The 18,063-nt window shown below is 70.0% G+C and carries 18 protein-coding genes and 1 pseudogene; 14 read left to right on the top strand and 5 right to left on the bottom strand.

Annotated features, from left to right (window positions below; all coding sequences use genetic code 11):
- Positions 1-368, top strand: a pseudogene (locus tag AWB92_RS08590) (hypothetical protein); the annotation flags it as partial.
- A 4-nt stretch (positions 369-372) separates the two neighbouring features.
- On the opposite strand, the gene AWB92_RS08585 reads toward AWB92_RS08590, so the two are convergent.
- From AWB92_RS08585 to AWB92_RS08575, 3 genes are read right to left on the bottom strand one after another with little or no spacing between them, the layout of a single operon-like run.
- On the bottom strand, positions 373-1,416 hold the full coding sequence (locus AWB92_RS08585) for an LLM class F420-dependent oxidoreductase (RefSeq protein ID WP_085184945.1): 1,044 nt from the start codon (positions 1,414-1,416) through the stop codon (positions 373-375).
- A gap of 45 nt (positions 1,417-1,461) precedes the next feature.
- On the bottom strand, positions 1,462-1,812 hold the full coding sequence (locus AWB92_RS08580) for a nuclear transport factor 2 family protein (RefSeq protein ID WP_085184944.1): 351 nt from the start codon (positions 1,810-1,812) through the stop codon (positions 1,462-1,464).
- A 53-nt stretch (positions 1,813-1,865) separates the two neighbouring features.
- Complete coding sequence (locus AWB92_RS08575) at positions 1,866-2,294, bottom strand: MarR family winged helix-turn-helix transcriptional regulator (protein WP_158090370.1); 429 nt, start codon at positions 2,292-2,294, stop codon at positions 1,866-1,868.
- A 95-nt stretch (positions 2,295-2,389) separates the two neighbouring features.
- On the opposite strand from AWB92_RS08575, the gene AWB92_RS08570 reads away from it, so the two are divergent.
- On the top strand, positions 2,390-3,055 hold the full coding sequence (locus tag AWB92_RS08570; RefSeq protein ID WP_206601292.1) for a class I SAM-dependent methyltransferase: 666 nt from the start codon (positions 2,390-2,392) through the stop codon (positions 3,053-3,055).
- Between the two features lie 12 nt (positions 3,056-3,067).
- Here AWB92_RS08570 and AWB92_RS08565 read toward each other — a convergent pair whose 3' ends face one another.
- Both AWB92_RS08565 and AWB92_RS08560 read right to left on the bottom strand, forming a co-directional pair.
- Positions 3,068-3,907 (bottom strand): hypothetical protein, encoded by an 840-nt coding sequence (locus AWB92_RS08565; protein ID WP_085184941.1) that lies wholly within the window; start codon positions 3,905-3,907, stop codon positions 3,068-3,070.
- A 24-nt stretch (positions 3,908-3,931) separates the two neighbouring features.
- The gene (locus AWB92_RS08560) at positions 3,932-4,138 is read right to left on the bottom strand and encodes an Rv1535 family protein (protein ID WP_085184940.1); all 207 of its coding nucleotides are present in this window, start codon (positions 4,136-4,138) and stop codon (positions 3,932-3,934) included.
- A 496-nt stretch (positions 4,139-4,634) separates the two neighbouring features.
- Between AWB92_RS08560 and glmS the strand changes: the two genes are divergently transcribed.
- From glmS to tsaD, 12 genes are all read left to right on the top strand, one after another.
- Entirely contained in the window at positions 4,635-6,512 is a 1,878-nt protein-coding gene (gene glmS, locus AWB92_RS08555) for a glutamine--fructose-6-phosphate transaminase (isomerizing) (RefSeq protein WP_085184939.1), read from the top strand.
- A 42-nt stretch (positions 6,513-6,554) separates the two neighbouring features.
- Complete coding sequence (locus AWB92_RS08550; protein ID WP_346962945.1) at positions 6,555-7,433, top strand: DUF4436 domain-containing protein; 879 nt, start codon at positions 6,555-6,557, stop codon at positions 7,431-7,433.
- 71 nt (positions 7,434-7,504) lie between these two features.
- Positions 7,505-8,185, top strand: a complete 681-nt coding sequence (locus tag AWB92_RS08545) for a rhomboid-like protein (RefSeq protein ID WP_068180966.1) — start codon at positions 7,505-7,507, stop codon at positions 8,183-8,185.
- Between the two features lie 3 nt (positions 8,186-8,188).
- Positions 8,189-10,039 carry an alpha/beta fold hydrolase gene (locus AWB92_RS08540; protein ID WP_085184937.1) on the top strand — a complete coding sequence of 617 codons (1,851 nt, stop codon included), beginning with the start codon at positions 8,189-8,191 and terminating at the stop codon, positions 10,037-10,039.
- A 20-nt stretch (positions 10,040-10,059) separates the two neighbouring features.
- Complete coding sequence (locus tag AWB92_RS08535) at positions 10,060-11,475, top strand: NAD(P)H-hydrate dehydratase (protein WP_085184955.1); 1,416 nt, start codon at positions 10,060-10,062, stop codon at positions 11,473-11,475.
- A 22-nt stretch (positions 11,476-11,497) separates the two neighbouring features.
- Positions 11,498-12,883, top strand: a complete 1,386-nt coding sequence (locus AWB92_RS08530) for a glutamate decarboxylase (RefSeq protein WP_085184936.1) — start codon at positions 11,498-11,500, stop codon at positions 12,881-12,883.
- 172 nt (positions 12,884-13,055) lie between these two features.
- Positions 13,056-14,234, top strand: coding sequence for an alanine racemase (alr, locus tag AWB92_RS08525; protein WP_085184935.1), 1,179 nt, complete (start codon positions 13,056-13,058; stop codon positions 14,232-14,234).
- Between the two features lie 52 nt (positions 14,235-14,286).
- The gene (locus AWB92_RS08520) at positions 14,287-15,339 is read left to right on the top strand and encodes an alpha/beta hydrolase (RefSeq protein ID WP_173817379.1); all 1,053 of its coding nucleotides are present in this window, start codon (positions 14,287-14,289) and stop codon (positions 15,337-15,339) included.
- Positions 15,332-15,847, top strand: coding sequence for a tRNA (adenosine(37)-N6)-threonylcarbamoyltransferase complex ATPase subunit type 1 TsaE (tsaE, locus tag AWB92_RS08515; RefSeq protein WP_085184933.1), 516 nt, complete (start codon positions 15,332-15,334; stop codon positions 15,845-15,847). The genes AWB92_RS08520 and tsaE overlap by 8 nt, the downstream gene beginning before the upstream one ends.
- A complete protein-coding gene (gene tsaB, locus AWB92_RS08510) occupies positions 15,844-16,464 on the top strand; it encodes a tRNA (adenosine(37)-N6)-threonylcarbamoyltransferase complex dimerization subunit type 1 TsaB (RefSeq protein ID WP_085184954.1) in 621 nt (206 codons plus the stop codon). Before tsaE ends, tsaB begins: the two co-directional genes overlap by 4 nt.
- Positions 16,461-16,928, top strand: a complete 468-nt coding sequence (gene rimI, locus AWB92_RS08505) for a ribosomal protein S18-alanine N-acetyltransferase (protein WP_085184932.1) — start codon at positions 16,461-16,463, stop codon at positions 16,926-16,928. Before tsaB ends, rimI begins: the two co-directional genes overlap by 4 nt.
- Positions 16,925-17,947 (top strand): tRNA (adenosine(37)-N6)-threonylcarbamoyltransferase complex transferase subunit TsaD, encoded by a 1,023-nt coding sequence (gene tsaD / locus AWB92_RS08500; protein ID WP_085184931.1) that lies wholly within the window; start codon positions 16,925-16,927, stop codon positions 17,945-17,947. Before rimI ends, tsaD begins: the two co-directional genes overlap by 4 nt.
- Positions 17,948-18,063: the final 116 nt, after the last annotated feature.

The following is an 18,063-nucleotide window of genomic DNA, read 5'->3' as shown; positions in this document are numbered from 1 at the left end:
GAGCGCTGGCCAATCGGATCGTCGATGCGATGGGTTCGCTGCTAGGCCCGCCAGACGACCAGGCGGCGATCGACGACGCGTTCGACGACGAAGGGGATCCGTTCCACGACCCGAAAGACGTTGCCGAGGAACGCGATTCGGAGGAGACGCAGCCGGTCGACGAGGCTCAGCCGGTCGATGAGCCGGCGACGCCGGCCGTCGACGCGCCGGCACCGGTCGACGCGCCGGCACCCGTCGACGCGCCGGCACCCGTCGACGCGCCGGCGCCGGTCGACGCGCCGCTGGAGCCCGCACCGGCGCCGCCGGCGGTCGAGGCGTCGACGCCGTGCGAGATTGCCGCCGACCAGCTTCCGCAGGCCGGACAGTGACGGCTCAGGCGGGGCGCATCCGCAGCACGTCCTGGACGAAGCGCATCGCTTCGTCGGAGTCGGCCCCCAGCGGGTTGACGAGCAGCGTCGTCACGCCGGACTCGGCGAAGGCGGCCAGGCGTTCGGCGACGTATCCGCGGGGGCCGACGAGCGACATCTCGCGCACCAACTCGTCGGGCACCAACGCGGTGGCCTCGCGCTTGTGCCCCGACAGGTACAGCTCCTGGATCCGGTCCGCGACCTCGCCGAAGCCGTAGCGCGTGGCGAGGTTGTGGTAGAAGTTGCGGCCCTTGGCGCCCATCCCGCCGAGGTAAAGGGCGAGCTGCGGCTTGCTCCAGGCCAGCCGGTCTTCGACGTCGTCGCCGATGGCCAGCGATGCGTGCACCATCACGTCGAGCGGCCCCAGCGCCGGGTCGCGCTTGGCGGCGCCGGCGGCCAGCGCATCGCCCCACACCAGATGGGCCTTGTCCGGGAGGTAGAAGACGGGCTGCCAGCCCTCGGCGATCTCGGCGGTGAGCTCGACGTTCTTCGGGCCCAGCGCCGCGATCGAGATTGGAATTCGTTCGCGCACAGGATGATTGATGAGCTGAAGGGCCTTGCCCAGCCCGGTTCCGCGGTCCGCGGGCAACGGGATCTGGTAGTGCTTGCCGGCGTATTGCACCCGCTCGCGGCGCCACACCTGGCGGCAGATCTCCACGATCTCGCGGGTGCGGCCCAGCGGCGCGTCGAACTCGACGCCGTGGAACCCCTCCATCACCTGCGGCCCCGAGGTGCCGATGCCGAGGCGAAACCGCCCGTCGGACACGAAGTCCAGGCCCGCGGCGGTCATCGCCAGCAGCGACGGCGTGCGGATGTAGATGGGCAACACCCCCGACGCCAGCTCGACGGTGTTGGTCTTGGCGGCCAGATACCCGAGCTGGCTGACGGCGTCGAAGGCATACGCCTCGGCCACCACCGCCACCTCGATGCCGGCCTTTTCGAGTTCGACGACTCGGTCGACGGCCTCGTGAAAGCCGCCCGAGTAATCCAGAGCGATCCCGATTCGCATCAACGACTCTTACCACGGGCGTCGCGGCGCGCCGTCGCCGGCATCTCAGCTCGCCGAGGTCCCCGTCCAGTACTCCGCGAAACGTTGACCGTCGGCGCTGAGGCGGAGGATGTCGTTGCCCGTGAACGAGACCGGGCCCTCCGCAGCGCGGCCCTGGCCGATCCAGCGGGCCGCGACCAGGTCGCCGTCGCAGAGCGGGCCGAGTTGTACCGCAAAGTTCAAGTCCGCCACCATGCTTCGGGTCTGCGCAACCGTCCGCTGAAGTTCGTCGGGTCCATGGACGTCGCGGTCGGGCCAATGACCCACGAAGTCCTCGGTGACGATCTCGGCCGCGATCGGCCGGCCGGCCCAGAGTTCGGTGATCCAGCGGTCGTAAAGCTCAGCCACGGACTGCATGGTCAGCGACTACCCACTCGCCGGGCCGCAATCACGTCAGCGGCGCGACGACTTCAGGACCGGGGTTGTTGCGTCCGCCAAGCGTTCATTTTCGAGAACAGGTCGATGACCGAGCGGAGTTCGGATTCCGGCGTGTCATCGAGCAGGCCGGCCATGCGCTCGTTGATCTCCCCGTAGAAGGCGTTCACCTTCTTCAGTTTCGCGGGATTCAAGCGCACCAGCACGCTGCGGCGGTCGCGGGGGTTTGGCTCCCGCTTCACATAGCCGGCATTCTCCAGTCGGTCGAGCATCACCGTGACGCCGCCGGTGGTCAACCCGGTGCAGCGGGCCAATTCGCCCGGTGTCGACGGCCCCATCAGGTCGAGCACATTGATGCATTGCATGTCGGTGAGGCGCAGGCCCACCCGGTCGGCGACTTGCTGGTTGTAGAGAATGCTCCCCGCGATGAACTGCCTGATGGTACGGACCAGCGTCTCGCGCAACTGGGCGTTCTTAGGGTTTGACATCGACCTCAACTCGCTTTAAAAAATAAGTATCTCACTGACTAAGATACTTTCCTAGCGAGGAGACTCTGGACATGACGGCACCGACGACGAAAGCGTATCGGGGAATCGGCATGGAGGGCGTGATCGCCCGCTGGTATGCCAAGAGCACCCGCAAGGACATCGAGCGCTTCCGCGCGCTGGCAGCGCGCCTGCGCGAGGTGGTGCCGCAGGGCGGCGATGTGCTAGAGGTGGCGCCGGGACCGGGCTACCTCGCGATCGAATTGGCAAAGGATGGAACTCGTCGGGTGACCGGGCTCGACATCAGCCGGACGATGGTGGACCTGGCACGCAACAACGCCGCCGCGGCGGGTGTCGAGGCCGACTTCCGCCGGGGCGACGCCTCGGCGATGCCCTTCGCGGACAACAACTTCGATCTCGTGGCGTGCACTGCGGCGTTCAAGAATTTCACCCAACCGCACGAGGCGCTCACGGAAATGCATCGCGTGCTGCGGCCCGGCGGCACGGCGCTGGTGGTCGACTTGCACAAGGACGTGCCGATGTCGGAGATCAGAAACTACTTCCGCACCATGGGACTTGGGCTGGTCGACCGCTGGGTGACCATTGCGACGTTCCGGTTCATGCTGCTTAAGCGGGCCTACACGCGAGCGCAGGTCGACCAGCTGCTGGCGGATATTCCCTTCCGCGAAAAGGAAATTCGGGCGGAAGGGGTCGGCCTCGAACTGTGGCTCCGAAAGTGATCTGACCACTCGCTACTTCAGCAGCGCGACGACCTTCTCTTCGAGCGCGACCGGCTCGGCCTCGGGGTCCACCGGAACCGTCCGCGGCAGCTTCACGTCCGGATCGGCGAAGTCGCGATACTTCTTGTCGCGGCCCAGCGCGTAGAGCAGGTATCCGGTCAGCAGCGCCCGGACCGATCGCTGGGTGCCTCGGTGCGGGCCCGGCAGCCCGACCACCTTCGTCAGTCGCCGACCCTCGACGAGCCCTCCGGGCTGGGCCTTGGCGACGATGCGCAGCGTGGCCTCCTCCCACGCGGCATCCAGCGCCAGGGCGTTGGAGTTCAACGACTTCGGGTCGCCCGGCGCGGTCAGGATGAGGCCCGGGACCTTCAGCGCCGCGGCGGGCTGCTCGGCCGGGGGACTGGTGACCGCCGGGAAGAGCGCCGCGACGGCCGCGGGCTTGTCGGGCATCCCGGCCGCGGCGAACACGGCGGCCGAGCCGCCGAAGCCGTGGCCCACCACGCCGAGCTTGGCGGGATGCACGCTGATGTTGCCCGGTCCCAGGCGCACCCCCGCCACGATGTCGAGGGCGGTACCGAGGTCGAAGGCGAAGTTCAGCACGGAGGGCGCCAGCCCGCGCTGGGTGTCGGGGGCGCCGGCCACGATGCCCCAGGAGGCGAGGTGCTCCAGCAGGCCCGAATAGCGGGCCGCGCCGGCGAGCCAATCATGGCCGAACGCGATGCCGGGCAGGTTGAGGCCCGCTTCGGGCGTGTAGACCACCCCTGGCAAACCGGCGAAGGCCAGGTCGCCGCGCAAAACACGGTGCGGGCCACGGCGGCTGAGGGCTGCGACGAGCTTGCGGGTGCGGGCCACGCGTCGACGTTAGCGCATGGCGTCCTAGGCGATGACCTCGATCAGGCCCACCCGCCACAGCACCGCGTAGAGCTGGCGCAGCGGGATGCTCAGCAAATGCGCGGCGGCGTCCGCCAAGGGGTCGCCCCCGGCGCCGATCGGCGACCGGCGGGGCTGCTTCGGCGCCGGCTTGACGGCCGCTCGGGTCGCGGGCGGGCTGGTCGCCACCTCGTCGTACAGAACAGCGGTCATGATTCCCTCCTGGAAGCTGTTACGCGGGCGAAAGATTCAAGAGTTGTCTTTATCCGAATGCGGCACACGCCCGATATTGGATTTGTTTTTGTGTTCACGGATTGCGGAAAATGACGCGCCTACGGGTTAGCTGAACAGTCGTCATTCCTGATCTGGCGAGCGTCAGTGCCGTCCCTTTCCGCTGGCCCGGTGCCATAGATTTCGCGGTTTCGCCTTACTCCCCGGTGGTTGCCAGTACTAGCCGATGCTGCGAAGCTTAAATGCACAGTTCGCTGCGGCAATGACGCCTCCGAAAACGTCGGTAATACATCAGGTGAAATGAGCTTCGGATTTATGAATAAGGCATGAATTCAAATGAACCCGCGGTGACGTCGGGTGGTCGGGCCGGGCGTGGATTCCGGTCCGCGGCGCCGCCCTGACGGCGGACTGTCCGGGTTAGCCGCAGGTCAGCCGCGCAAAGGCGGGTTGCCGGGATGCCTGCCGTACCCTAGTCAGAATGTGCGGGATCGTCGGCTACGTCGGGCAGCGCCCGGCCTGCGAGGTCGTCATGGACGCGCTGCGCCGGATGGAGTACCGCGGCTACGACTCGTCGGGAGTCGCCCTGGTCGACGGCCACGGCAAACTCACCGTGCGGCGACGTGCCGGCCGGCTGGCCAACCTGGAGGCGGCCATCGAGGAAACGGCCGCGACGGCGCCGGAATCGCTGGCCGGCACCACCGGCCTGGGCCACACCCGCTGGGCCACCCACGGCCGGCCCACCGACCGCAACGCGCACCCGCATCGCGACGCGGCGGGCAAGATCGCCGTCGTCCACAACGGCATCATCGAGAACTTCCCGGCCCTGCGCCACGAGCTGGAGGCGGCCGGGGTCGAGTTCGCCAGCGACACCGACACCGAGGTCGCGGTGCACCTGGTGGCGCAGGCCTACCGAAACGGGGCGACTGCTGGTGATTTCACGGCCTCGGTGCTGGCGGTGCTGCGCCGCCTCGAGGGCCACTTCACCCTGGTGTTCGCCAACGCCGACGAGCCGGGCACCATCGTCGCCGCGCGCCGCTCCACCCCGCTGGTCCTCGGGATCGGCGACGGCGAGATGTTCGTCGGCTCCGACGTGGCGGCGTTCATCGAACACACCCGCAACGCCGTCGAACTCGGACAGGACCAGGCCGTCGTGATCACCGCGGACGGCTACCGCATCACCGACTTCCACGGCAACGACGACGCTGCGAGTGCCCGTGTCTTTCATATCGACTGGGACCTGGCGGCGGCCGAAAAGGGCGGCTACCCCTACTTCATGCTCAAGGAGATCGCCGAGCAGCCCACCGCGGTCGCCGACACGCTGCTCGGGCACTTCGTCGACGGCCGAATCGTCCTCGACGAGCAGCGGCTCTCCGATCAGGAGCTGCGCGAGATCGACAAGGTCTTCGTGGTCGCCTGCGGCACCGCGTACCACTCGGGGCTGCTGGCCAAGTACGCGATCGAGCACTGGACCCGGCTGCCGGTCGAGGTCGAGCTGGCCAGCGAATTCCGCTACCGCGACCCGGTGCTGGACCGCAGCACCCTGGTCGTCGCCATCTCGCAGTCCGGGGAAACCGCCGACACCCTGGAGGCGGTCCGGCACGCCAAGGACCAGAAGGCGAAGGTGCTGGCGATCTGCAACACCAACGGCTCGCAGATCCCCCGCGAGTGCGACGCCGTGCTCTACACCCGCGCCGGACCGGAGATCGGCGTGGCCTCGACGAAGACCTTCCTGGCGCAGATCGCCGCCAACTACCTGGTCGGCCTGGCGCTGGCGCAGGCCCGCGGCACCAAGTACCCCGACGAGGTCGAGCGCGAGTACCGCGAGCTGGAGGCGATGCCCGACCTGGTGGCCCGGGTGCTCGCGACCATCGAGCCGGTCGCCGCGCTGGCGCATCAGTTCGCGCAATCGTCGACCGTGCTGTTCTTGGGCCGGCACGTCGGCTACCCGGTCGCGCTGGAGGGCGCGCTAAAGCTCAAGGAACTGGCCTACATGCACGCCGAGGGGTTCGCCGCCGGCGAGCTCAAGCACGGCCCGATCGCGCTGATCGAGGACGGGCTGCCGGTGATCGTCGTGATGCCCTCGCCCAAGGGGCAGGCCACGCTGCATTCCAAGCTGCTGTCCAACATCCGCGAGATCCAGACCCGCGGGGCGGTGACCATCGTCATCTCCGAGGAGGGCGACGACACCGTGCGCCCCTACGCCGATCACCTGATCGAGATCCCCTCGGTGTCAACCCTTCTGCAGCCGCTGTTGTCGACCATCCCGCTGCAGGTGTTCGCCGCGTCGGTCGCGCAGGCCCGCGGCTACGACGTCGACAAGCCGCGAAACTTGGCCAAGTCCGTCACCGTCGAATAGTCTCTCCGCGCGGACAATTCATCCGAGTGAAGGGGAGGCACGTTGTCGGCTGATGGTCCGTCGCCGCGGGGGAGACGCTTCGGAAGGGTCTTGATCATCGGCCTGGTGGTCCTCTTCGTTGCGACCTATGCCATCACGGTGGGGCTCTACTCCAAGTCCGGGTGCGGCTGCCCCCGCCAGGTCACCGACGGCCAGCCCACGCCCGACGGCACCACCGTGACAATTGATCTGCAAGAGCTTCAGTCGGTGAAGGGCGGCCTGACCGGCAACGTCACCGTGTCGCCCGGGCCCGAGCTGCTGGATCCGCTGACGGGCGGCCTCAAGGAGGACCTCACCGTCGCCGTCCACTCGGCGGTGTCGCCAACCCGGCGCACCTGGTCGAAGGGCATGGTGCCGGGCGTGATTCCCGTCCCGCTGACCATCACCGGGGACCCGTCGGATTACCCGTTCGACCACTACCACTCCGGGCCGATCACGGTTGACCTGCTGCACGGCGCCTCCCAAGTGCCGCAACGGGCGTCGGTGACGTTCGTCGACCGCCTTCCGGGTTGGCGCGTCGACATACCCGTCAGCGGCAAAGCGGATATCCCCGCGCCCTACCGGGTGGAGCTGCACCGGTCGCCGAGCACGGTGGCCTTCGCCGCTGTCATCGTCGCCATGCTGATCGCCCTCGCCGGGATAGGCCTGTTCGTCGCCCTGCAGACGGCGCTCGACCGGCGCAAGTTTCAGCCGCCGATGACGACCTGGTATGCCGCGATGCTCTTTGCGGTGATGCCGCTGCGCAACGCCCTGCCCGACTCGCCGCCCATCGGGTCATGGATCGACGTGACCGTCACGCTGTGGGTGATCGTCGCGTTGGTGAACGCGATGCTGCTCTACATCTACTGCTGGTGGCGCCACCTGCGACCCGAGGCGTCTTAGCCGAAGTTTCACCGTGTCACGCCAGGCGTGCCAAAGTGGACCACGTGGCGAACGCATCGGTCGGGACACGGCTGCGGCGAATCTGGTTCGCGGTGTGGCGTTTCGTCGTCACCGCGCCGCTGACCTACACCTGGCTGCTGGTGCTGGCGATCACGACGATCATCCAGAACGAGTTGCCCGGCCGGCAACTGCACTCCGTGCTGTTGCACCGCTCCACCAACATTCACGCGCTCGGCACCGACCCGCTCGACGTGCTGTTCTCCAGCCTGCTGTGGATCGACGGCAAGAACCTTGAACCATACCTGCTGCTGTTCTCCCTGTTCCTCGCGCCGGCCGAGCACTGGCTGGGCCAGTTACGTTGGCTCACAATCGGATTGACCTCCCACATCCTGGCCACCTATATCAGCGAGGGCATCCTGTACTTCGCGATCGAGGAGCACGAGGCGCCGGAACGGCTGGTGCACGCCCGCGACATCGGGGTCAGCTATTTTCTGGTCGGCGTGATGGCGGTGCTGACCTATCACATCGCACGGCCCTGGCGCTGGGGCTATCTCGGGGTGCTGTTGGTCATCTTCGGCTTCCCGTTGCTGACGATGACCCGCCACGGGGTGAACTTCACCGCGATCGGTCATTTCGCCGCGATCCTGATCGGGCTCTGCTTCTATCCGATGGCGCGCGAGCGCAAGCGCCCGGCGCTGAATCCCGCGAAAATTCGGGCGGCTTTCCGGCGAATCGGAACGCGCGAGGGCTAGGCGATGGGGCGGCAGGTACGCGCGCTCTACGGCGCGTCGCTGTCCCCCGACGCCACTGCGTTCGCCCACCTCGTCGACGACGGCGGCTATCCCCATGCGGTGCAGCGCTTCCTGCGCGGCCGCCGGGCCAGCTCGTCGCGCAACGTCGAGCTCCCGGTCCAGGGCCCGGTCTCGCGGGTGATCCATTCCGCGGACGGGCACTGGCTGGCCTGCGAGGTGGCCCCGGAAGGCTTCACCCGCCGGCAGATCTGGGTCGTCACCACCGATCCCGACGACCGGATGGCCTGGCGCATCGACCGCGAGGAGGCCGGCACCGCCGAGCTGATCGGGTGGGACGGCACCCGGGTGGCCGCGATCCTGACCGGCGAGGACGGGGTCGGGCAGTCGTGCCTGATCGATCCGGCCGACGGCGATTGCGTTGTGCTAGACCGCCGTTCCGGCGCCCGGCTCGTCGACGCGTGGGCCGGGGCGGCGCTGATCCGGGTCGGGCCGCGCGGCTACCAGGAGATGGTCATGCTGCACGGGGACACCGAAATCGCGCTGCTGCCTTCGGATCCCGGCTCGGTGACGGCCAAGGGCGTCATCCTCGACGACCACCATCCGCGTCGCCTGCGCTACGGCCCGACCGGCGAGCTGACCAGGCTGTATCGTCCGGGCGCGGGCGGCGACGGGTACTTCCGGGCCTTGCTCATCAGCGACAACGGCTGCGAGCACGCCCGGCTGGTGGAGGTCATCGCCACGCTGGACGGGGTGAGCTACTTCGTGGTCGCCGAGCGGCCCGACTGCGATCTGGACGAGTTCGTCGTCAGCGACGACATGTCCACCGTCGCGTTGCTGTGGAACCTGCACGGCCGCAGCGAGTTACAGATCCTGCACTACACCGACTACTCGCTGGCCGAACCGATCCCGCTGCCCGGCGACGTCGCCGGCGAGCTGACCATCAGCGCCGGCGGCTCGATGGTGGCGATGACCGTGCAGGGCCCGGCGATGCCGCGAACCGTCGAGCTGTTCGACACCCGCACCCGGGCATGGCAACTCATCGACTCAGAACCCAGTCGCGGCCCGATCGCCTCGGGCTTGGCCGCCCGGCCGTCGCTCGAGACGATCACCGCCCGCGACGGCCTGCAGCTGCCGTCCTGGCTGTACCGGGCGAGCGAAAACTGTTCGAGCGCTTTGGTTTACCTGCACGGCGGCCCGGAGGGCCAGGCCCGGCCCGACTACAGCGAGATCTTCCCCGAGCTGCTGGACGCCGGGATCAGCGTGCTGACGCCGAACGTGCGCGGTTCCGGCGGGCTGGGCCGCAGCTTCGTGCACGCCGACAACAAGGGGAAGCGGTTCGCGGCCATCGACGACGTCGCCGACTGCGTGGGCTTCCTGGTGGACAACGGACTGGCCGACCCGGGGCGGATCGCGTGTGCGGGCTGGTCCTACGGCGGCTACCTGACGATGGCGGCCCTGACGTTTCACCCGGACCTGTTCGCGGCCGGCGTCACCATCTGTGGCATGAGCGATCTGACCACGTTCTACCGCAACACCGAGCCGTGGATCGCCGAGGCCGCCTACCCGGAGTACGGCCACCCGGTCAACGACCGCGAGCTGCTGGAGCGGCTCTCGCCGCTGCGCCGGGTCGCCGCCCTGACCGCGCCGCTGCTGGTGGTGCACGGCGCGCACGACACCAACGTCCCGGTCAGCGAATCGGAACAGATCGTCGACGCGTTGCGGCGCGCGGGCCGCGAGGTGCGCTACCTGTCGTTCGCCGACGACGGCCACGAGATCACCAAGCGCGAGAATCGCGTCGCGCTGGCCGAGGCGATGACCGCATGGCTGACCGAGGCGTTCGCCCGGCGCGCCTAGGGCATGGAATGCTTGCGTTGATGCGGCACTACTACTCCGTAGACGCCATCCGCGACGCCGAAGCGCCGCTGTTGGCCAGCCTCCCCGACGGCGCGCTGATGCGCCGCGCGGCCTTCGGGCTGGCCACCGCGATCATCGCCGAGCTGACCGCCCGCGCGGGCGGGGTCGCCGGCCGGCGGGTGTGCGCGGTCGTCGGCTCGGGCGACAACGGCGGCGACGCGCTGTGGGCGGCGACCTTCGTGCGCCGCCGCGGGGCGGCCGCCGACGCGGTGCTGCTCAACCCGGAGCGCACCCACCGCAAGGGGCTCACGGCGTTCCGCAAGGCCGGCGGTCGCGTCGTCGAAAGGGTGTCGCCCGCAACCGATCTCGTCATCGACGGCGTTGTGGGGATCTCCGGCTCCGGCCCGCTGCGACCGGCGGCGGCCGAAGTGTTCGCGGCCGCCGAGGGGATCCCGGTGGTCGCCGTCGACATCCCTAGCGGCATCGACGTGGCCACCGGCGCGATCACCGGCCCCGCGGTACACGCGGCGCTGACCGTCACCTTCGGCGGGCTCAAACCCGTGCACGCGCTGGCCGACTGCGGTCGCGTCGAGCTGATCGATATCGGCCTGGACCTGCCCGAGACCGACGTGCTGGGTTTCGAGGCCGCCGACGTCGCGGCGCGCTGGCCGGTGCCCGGACCGCACGACGACAAGTACACCCAGGGGGTGACGGGCGTGATGGCCGGCTCGTCGACCTACCCCGGCGCCGCCGTCCTGTGCACCGGCGCCGCCGTGGCCGCCACCTCCGGCATGGTCCGCTACGCGGGCAGCGCGCACACGCAGGTACTGGCGCAGTGGCCCGAGGTGATCGCGTCGCCCACGCCGGCCGCGGCCGGGCGGGTGCAGGCGTGGGTGGTCGGGCCGGGCTTGGGCACCGACGAAACCGGGGCCGCGGCGCTGTGGTTCGCGCTGGAGAGCGACCTTCCGGTGATCGTCGACGCCGACGCGCTTACCATCCTCGCCGCCCACCCCGAGCTCGTCATGAGCCGCGCCGCGCCCACGGTGCTGACCCCGCACGCGGGTGAATTCGCCCGGCTGGCGGGGAATCCGCCCGGCGACGACCGGGTGGCCGCGTGCCGGAAGCTGGCCGACACGTTCGGCGCCACCGTGCTGCTCAAGGGCAACGTCACGATCATCGCCGACCCCGGCGGACCGGTCTATCTCAATCCGGCCGGGCAGTCCTGGGCGGCCACGGCCGGTTCCGGAGACGTGCTCTCGGGGATGATCGGCGCGCTGCTGGCGTCCGGTTTGCCGGCGGCCGAGGCGGCGGCGGCCGCGGCGTTCGCGCACGCGCGCGCGGCCGCGCTCTCGGCCGCCGACCCGGGCCCGGGCGAGGCGCCGACGTCGGCGTCGCGAATCGTCCCGCACATCCGGGCCGCACTGGCCGACCTGTAGCACCAACCAGAAAGGACCCGCCGTGTCCCGCAGCCATCCGTCCGTGCCGGCGCACTCGATCGCCCCCGCCTACACCACCCGAATGTTCACCGCGCCGGTGCCCGCGCTGCGGCTGCCCGAGGAGTCGATGGATCCCGACGCCGCCTACCGATTCATCCACGACGAGCTGATGCTCGACGGCAGTTCCCGGCTGAACCTGGCGACGTTCGTGACCACCTGGATGGATCCGGAGGCCGGCAAGCTGATGGCCGAGACCTTCGACAAGAACATGATCGACAAGGACGAATACCCGGCCACCGCGGCCATCGAACAGCGCTGCGTGTGCATGGTGGCCGATCTGTTCCACGCCGAGGACCTCAAGGACGACGACCCGTCCAGCGCAATCGGGGTGTCGACGATCGGCTCCAGCGAGGCGGTGATGCTGGGCGGGCTGGCGCTAAAGTGGCGCTGGCGACAGAAGGTCGGAAAGGGCTGGGAGAAGCGCACGCCAAACCTGGTGATGGGCTCCAACGTCCAGGTGGTGTGGGAGAAGTTCTGCCGCTACTTCGACGTCGAGCCGCGCTACCTGCCGATGGAGGAGGGGCGCTACGTCATCACCCGCGAGCAGGTCGTCGACGCCGTCGACGAGGACACCATCGGCGTGGTGGCCATCCTGGGCACCACCTACACCGGCGAGCTCGAACCCATCGCCCAGATCTGCGCGGCGCTGGACAAGCTGGCGGCCGGCGGGGGCGTGGACGTCCCGGTGCACGTCGACGCTGCCAGCGGGGGCTTCGTGGTGCCGTTCCTGCACCCGGGCCTGGAATGGGATTTCCGACTGCCCCGGGTGGTGTCGATCAACGTCAGCGGCCACAAGTACGGGCTGACGTATCCCGGCATCGGGTTCGTCGTGTGGCGCAGCGCCGAGCACCTCCCCGACGAGCTGGTGTTCCGGGTCAACTACCTGGGCGGCGACATGCCGACCTTCACGCTGAACTTCTCGCGCCCCGGTAACCAGGTGGTCGGCCAGTACTACAACTTCCTGCGGCTGGGCCGCGAGGGATACACCAAGGTCATGCAGAGCCTGTCGTCGACCGCGCGCTGGCTGGGCGACCAACTGCGCGACACGGACCATTGCGAGCTGATCTCCGACGGCTCGGCGATCCCGGTGGTCAGCTTCCGGCTCGCCAGGGACCGCGGCTACACCGAGTTCGACGTCTCCCACGAGCTGCGCGGCTACGGCTGGCAGGTGCCCGCCTACACCATGCCGGACAACGCCACCCACATCTCGGTGCTGCGCATCGTGGTGCGTGAGGGGCTCTCCGCCGACCTGGCCCGCGCGCTGCACGACGACGCCCGCAACGCGCTGGCGTCGCTGGACAAGGTCAAGCCCGCCGGGCACTACGACGCCCAGCACTTCGCGCACTGAGCCTCGCTGCTTGTCACATCCGTCACATTGGCCCCGGCTCGGGAGAGATGTCTCTTGTGCCCGCCTCAGAGCGACAACCGGGCACATCGCGGGCCGCCCCGAGCGGATGACTGCCGTAACGGCTGGGGGCGAGGCGCGCTTCCCCGCGAAGGGTTCTGGGACAATGGGGGCCATGAAAGGGCCCGCCGCCGTTACGCCGATCTCCCTGACGCCCGGGGTCCTCGCCGAGGCCGTGGTGGACCTGGGCGCCATCGCGCACAACGTGCGGGTGCTGCGCGAGCACGCCGGTGGCGCAGGGGTGATGGCCGTGGTCAAGGCCGACGGCTACGGCCACGGCGCGACTCGGGTCGCCCGCGCGGCGCTCGCGGCCGGGGCGGCCGAGCTAGGGGTCGCCACCGTCGACGAGGCCCTGGCGCTGCGCGCCGACGGGATCACCGCGCCGGTGCTGGCGTGGCTGCACCCGCCCGGCATCGACTTCGGACCCGCGCTGCTGGCCGACGTGGAGATCGCCGTGTCCTCGGTGCGTCAGCTCGACGAGGTGACCGACGCGGTGCGCCGCACGGGACGCACGGCGACGGTGACCGTCAAGGTCGACACCGGGCTCAACCGCAACGGCGTCGCCCCGGCGAACTACCCGGCGATGCTGACCGCGCTGCGCCAGGCCGTCGCCGAGGACGCCATCCGGCTGCGCGGGCTGATGTCGCACATGGTGTTCGCCGACCAGCCCGAGAACCCCATCAACGACGTTCAGGCCCAACGGTTTTCCGACATGCTCGCGCAGGCGCGCGCCGAGGGCCTGCGGTTCGAGGTCGCGCACCTGGCCAATTCGTCGGCCACGATGTCGCGCCCCGACCTGGCCTTCGACCTGGTGCGTCCCGGCATCGCGGTGTACGGCCTGAGCCCGGTGCCCCAGCTCGGTGACATGGGGTTGGTCCCGGCGATGACGGTGAAATGTGCTGTCGCGCTGGTCAAATCGATTCGCGCCGGCGACAGCGTGTCCTACGGGCACACCTGGACCGCGCAATGCGACACCAACCTGGCGCTGATGCCGATCGGGTACGCCGACGGCGTGTTCCGCTCCCTGGGTGGGCGCCTGGAGGTGCTGATCAACGGCAGGCGACGCCCCGGTGCCGGACGCATCTGCATGGACCAGTTCGTCGTCGACCTCGGTCCCGGGCCGCTCGACGTCGCCGAGGGCGACGAGGCGATCCTGTTCGGGCCGGGCACCCGGGGCGAGCCCACCGCACAAGAGTGGGCAGACCTGCTCGGCACCATCCACTACGAAGTGGTCACCAGCCCGCGCGGGCGGATCACCAGGACCTATCGCGAGGCCGAAACCATTGAGCCCTGACAAAACCCGCAGGCGGCAGAAGGGCAGAGCCTGGCTTGCGGGAGGGGCCGGGGTGACCGCCGTCGCCACCATCGTCGGAGCCTCCGCCCGCCGCTCGATGACCCAGCGCGCGACCCTGCTCGAAGACCCTTACGCCGACGAGGATTTCGACACGATCGACAACGACCGCGCCTACGTGGTGACCACGCCCGACGGGGTCCCGCTGGCGGTCCGCGAGGCCGGACCGCCCGACGCGCCGGTGACCATGGTCTTCGTCCACGGATTCTGCCTGCGCATGGGCGCCTTCCATTTCCAGCGCACCCGGCTGCCGAATCGATTGGCCCCGCCCGTCCGGATGGTGTTCTACGACCAGCGCGGCCACGGGCGATCCGGCGCCGGCGCGCCCGAAACCTACAACCTCACCCGACTGGGCGAGGACCTCGACACCGTGCTGAGGGCCGTGGCCCCCAACGGGGTGGTGGTGCTGGTCGGCCACTCGATGGGTGGCATGACGGTGTTGTCGCACGCGCGCCAGTTCCCCGGCCAGTACGGCAAGCGGATCGTCGGCGCCGCGATCATCTCTTCCGCGGCCGAGGGAGTGACGCGGTCGCCTTTGGGCGAGATCCTGAAAAACCCTGCGCTGGACGCATTTCGGTTCACGGCCCGGTCCGCGCCCAAGCTGATGCACCGCGGCCGCAACGTGTCGCGGTCGCTGATCGGCCCGATCCTGCGGGCCGCGTCGTACAGCGACCTGCAGGTCAGCCGCAGCCTGGACGCGTTCTCCCAGCGGATGATGAACGGCACCCCGATCGACACCATGGTCGGCTTTCTGGATGCCCTGGAAAAACACGACGAGACCGCCGGGCTGTGGACGTTGCTCAAGGTGCCGACCCTGATCGCGTGCGGCGACCATGACCTGCTCACCCCGGACGAATACTCGCGGAAGATGGCGGCCTCGCTGCCGCGCTCCGAGCTGGTCATCGTCTCCGGGGCCAGCCATTTGGCGCTGCTGGACAAGCCCGAGGCCATCAACGACGGGCTGGTCCGGCTCGTCCACCGGGCCGTGCCGGGCGAGATGGCGCTGCGATACCGGCGACTGCGGGAAAGGTTGCGGCGCAATGGCTGATCGCGTCGACCCGCCGCGCCCGGCTTCGCCGCGCTTGCGATCGCCGCGGGTTGACGGGGGCACGGCCACGTGTGAGCGCGTCGAGGACACCGTCGCGCTGGGCTCGCGGCTGGGCAGGCAGCTGCGCGCGGGTGACGTGGTGGTGCTCTCCGGTCCGCTCGGCGCGGGAAAGACGGTGCTGGCCAAGGGGATTGCCGCGGCGATGGACGTCGACGGCCCGGTGACGTCGCCGTCGTATGTGCTGGCGCGGGTGCACCCGCCGCGGCGGCCGGGCGCGCCCGCGATGATTCACGTCGACATGTACCGGCTGCTGGATCACAGCGGCGCCGACCTGCTGGGCGAGCTGGACTCGCTGGACCTCGACACCGATCTCGATGACGCGGTCGTCGTAGTCGAGTGGGGCGAGGGCCTGGCCGAACGGCTGTCGGAGCGCCACCTCGACGTCCGGCTCGAGCGGGTCAGCCACTCCGACGTGCGGATCGCGACCTGGGAGTGGGGGCGTTCGTGAACGTGCTTGCGCTCGACACCGCCACCCCCGCCGTGACGGCGGGCGTCGTACGACTCGAGGACCTGACGGTCCTGGCCGAGCGGGTCACCCACGACGCCCGCGCGCACGCCGAACGGCTGACCCCCAACGCGCTGGCCGCCCTCGCCGACGCCGGGCTGACCATGGGCGACCTTGACGCCGTCGTCGTGGGCTGCGGACCCGGCCCGTTCACCGGCCTGCGGGCCGGGATGGCCACCGCCGCCGCGTACGGGCACGCGCTGGGCATCCCGGTGCGCGGGGTGTGCAGCCTGGACGCCATCGGGGTGCGCACCACCGGCGACGTGCTGGTGGTCACCGACGCCCGCCGCCGCGAGGTCTACTGGGCCCGGTATCGCGACGGGTTCCGCATGGCGGGTCCCGGCGTCAATGCCCCCGCCGACGTCGACCCCGGCAACGCCGCTGCGGTCGCCGGCTCGCCCGAGCACGCCGCCCTGTTCGGCCTGCCGGTCTGCGGGCCGGCGCACCCGACGCCGGCGGGCCTGGTTGCGGCGGTACCCGACTGGTCCGAGCGCCCACTGCCGCTCGTGGCGCTGTACCTGCGCCGCCCCGACGCCAAGCCCCTGGCGGCACCCCGATGACCGCGTGCAGCGAGCCCGTGACCATCGGCGCATTGACACCCGCCGACGCCGAGCGCTGCGCCGAGCTGGAGGCGGTGCTGTTCCCCGGCGACGACCCGTGGCCCGCGGTGGCGTTCAACCGCGAGCTCGCCGCCAAGCACAACCACTACACGGCCGCCCGGGTCGGCGACATCCTGGTCGGCTACGCCGGCATCTCGCGATTGGGGCGCGTCCCGCCCTTCGAGTACGAGGTGCACACCATCGGGGTGGATCCGGCCTATCAGGGCCGGGGCATCGGCCGGCGGCTGCTCGATGACCTGCTCGATTTCGCCGGCGGCGGCGTCGTCTACCTGGAGGTCCGCACCGACAACGAGGCGGCCATCGGGCTCTACCGCAGCGCGGGATTCGCGCAGATCGGCCTGCGCAAGCGCTACTACCGGGTCAGCGGCGCCGACGCGTACACCATGCGGCGGGAGGGCCGATGATCGTCCTGGCCATCGAAACCTCCTGCGACGAAACGGGAGTCGGGATCGCGCGCCTCGACGAGGACGGCACCGTGACCCTGCTCGCCGACGAGGTGGCGTCCAGCGTCGACGAACACGTCCGCTTCGGCGGCGTCGTCCCCGAGATCGCCTCGCGCGCACACTTGGAGGCGCTCGGCCCGGCCATGCGCCGCGCGCTGGCGACGGCGGGGCTCGACAAGCCCGACGTCGTTGCGGCCACCATCGGGCCCGGGCTGGCCGGCGCCCTGCTGGTGGGAGTGGCCGCGGCCAAGGCGTATTCGGCCGCCTGGGACGTGCCGTTCTACGCCGTGAACCACCTGGGCGGGCACCTGGCCGCCGACGTCTACGAACACGGACCGCTGCCCGAGTGCGTGGCTCTGCTGGTGTCGGGCGGGCACACCCACCTGCTGCACGTGCGCTCCCTCGGCGAGCCGATCGTCGAACTGGGCAGCACCGTCGACGACGCCGCCGGCGAGGCCTACGACAAGGTGGCGCGGCTGCTGGGGCTGGGCTACCCGGGCGGCAAGGTGCTCGACGACCTGGCCCGCACCGGCGATCCCGATGCCATCCCGTTCCCGCGCGGCATGACCGGTCCCCGCGACGACCCGTACGCGTTCAGCTTCTCCGGGCTCAAGACCGCCGTCGCGCGCTACGTCGAAAGCCGCCCCGACGCGGCCACCGCCGACGTCGCCGCCGGCTTCCAAGAAGCCGTCGCCGACGTGCTCACCGGAAAGGCGGTGCGCGCGGCGAGCCAGCTCGGCGTCTCGACGCTGTTGATCGCCGGGGGAGTGGCCGCGAATTCGCGATTGCGGGAGCTGGCCACCGAGCGCTGCGCGGCGGCCGGCCTCGAGCTGCGCATCCCCCGGCCCCGGCTGTGCACCGACAACGGGGCGATGATCGCCGCCTTCGCCGCGCACCTGGTGGCGGCGGGCGCGGCGCCGTCGCCGCTGGACGTCCCCAGCGACCCCGGCCTGCCGGTGGTAAAAGCCCAGGTGGGCTGACGTTCGCTCAGCGCGGACACGCCGGCGGGCGAGAAGCACCATGGCGCCCTTGAGTGCTAGCACTCGCATGTATAGAGTGCTAGGTGGCAATCGGCCAAGCCCCTGTGTCGGCACCC

The sequence above is a fragment of the Mycobacterium sp. IEC1808 genome, from assembly GCF_002101935.1.
Lineage (GTDB): Bacteria > Actinomycetota > Actinomycetes > Mycobacteriales > Mycobacteriaceae > Mycobacterium.
The sequence above is the reverse complement of the archived record's forward strand: the minus strand, read 5'-3'. Positions and strand labels throughout refer to the sequence as shown.

Coding starts and splice junctions, on each gene's coding strand:
- AWB92_RS08535 (WP_085184955.1), top strand. CDS start 10,060: ATGCGGCACTACTACTCCGTAGACGCCATCCGCGACGCCGAAGCGCCG.
- tsaE (WP_085184933.1), top strand. CDS start 15,332: ATGGCTGATCGCGTCGACCCGCCGCGCCCGGCTTCGCCGCGCTTGCGA.
- glmS (WP_085184939.1), top strand. CDS start 4,635: ATGTGCGGGATCGTCGGCTACGTCGGGCAGCGCCCGGCCTGCGAGGTC.
- AWB92_RS08585 (WP_085184945.1), bottom strand. CDS start 1,416: ATGCGAATCGGGATCGCTCTGGATTACTCGGGCGGCTTTCACGAGGCC.
- rimI (WP_085184932.1), top strand. CDS start 16,461: ATGACCGCGTGCAGCGAGCCCGTGACCATCGGCGCATTGACACCCGCC.
- AWB92_RS08570 (WP_206601292.1), top strand. CDS start 2,390: ATGACGGCACCGACGACGAAAGCGTATCGGGGAATCGGCATGGAGGGC.
- AWB92_RS08540 (WP_085184937.1), top strand. CDS start 8,189: ATGGGGCGGCAGGTACGCGCGCTCTACGGCGCGTCGCTGTCCCCCGAC.
- AWB92_RS08560 (WP_085184940.1), bottom strand. CDS start 4,138: ATGACCGCTGTTCTGTACGACGAGGTGGCGACCAGCCCGCCCGCGACC.
- alr (WP_085184935.1), top strand. CDS start 13,056: ATGAAAGGGCCCGCCGCCGTTACGCCGATCTCCCTGACGCCCGGGGTC.
- AWB92_RS08580 (WP_085184944.1), bottom strand. CDS start 1,812: ATGCAGTCCGTGGCTGAGCTTTACGACCGCTGGATCACCGAACTCTGG.
- tsaD (WP_085184931.1), top strand. CDS start 16,925: ATGATCGTCCTGGCCATCGAAACCTCCTGCGACGAAACGGGAGTCGGG.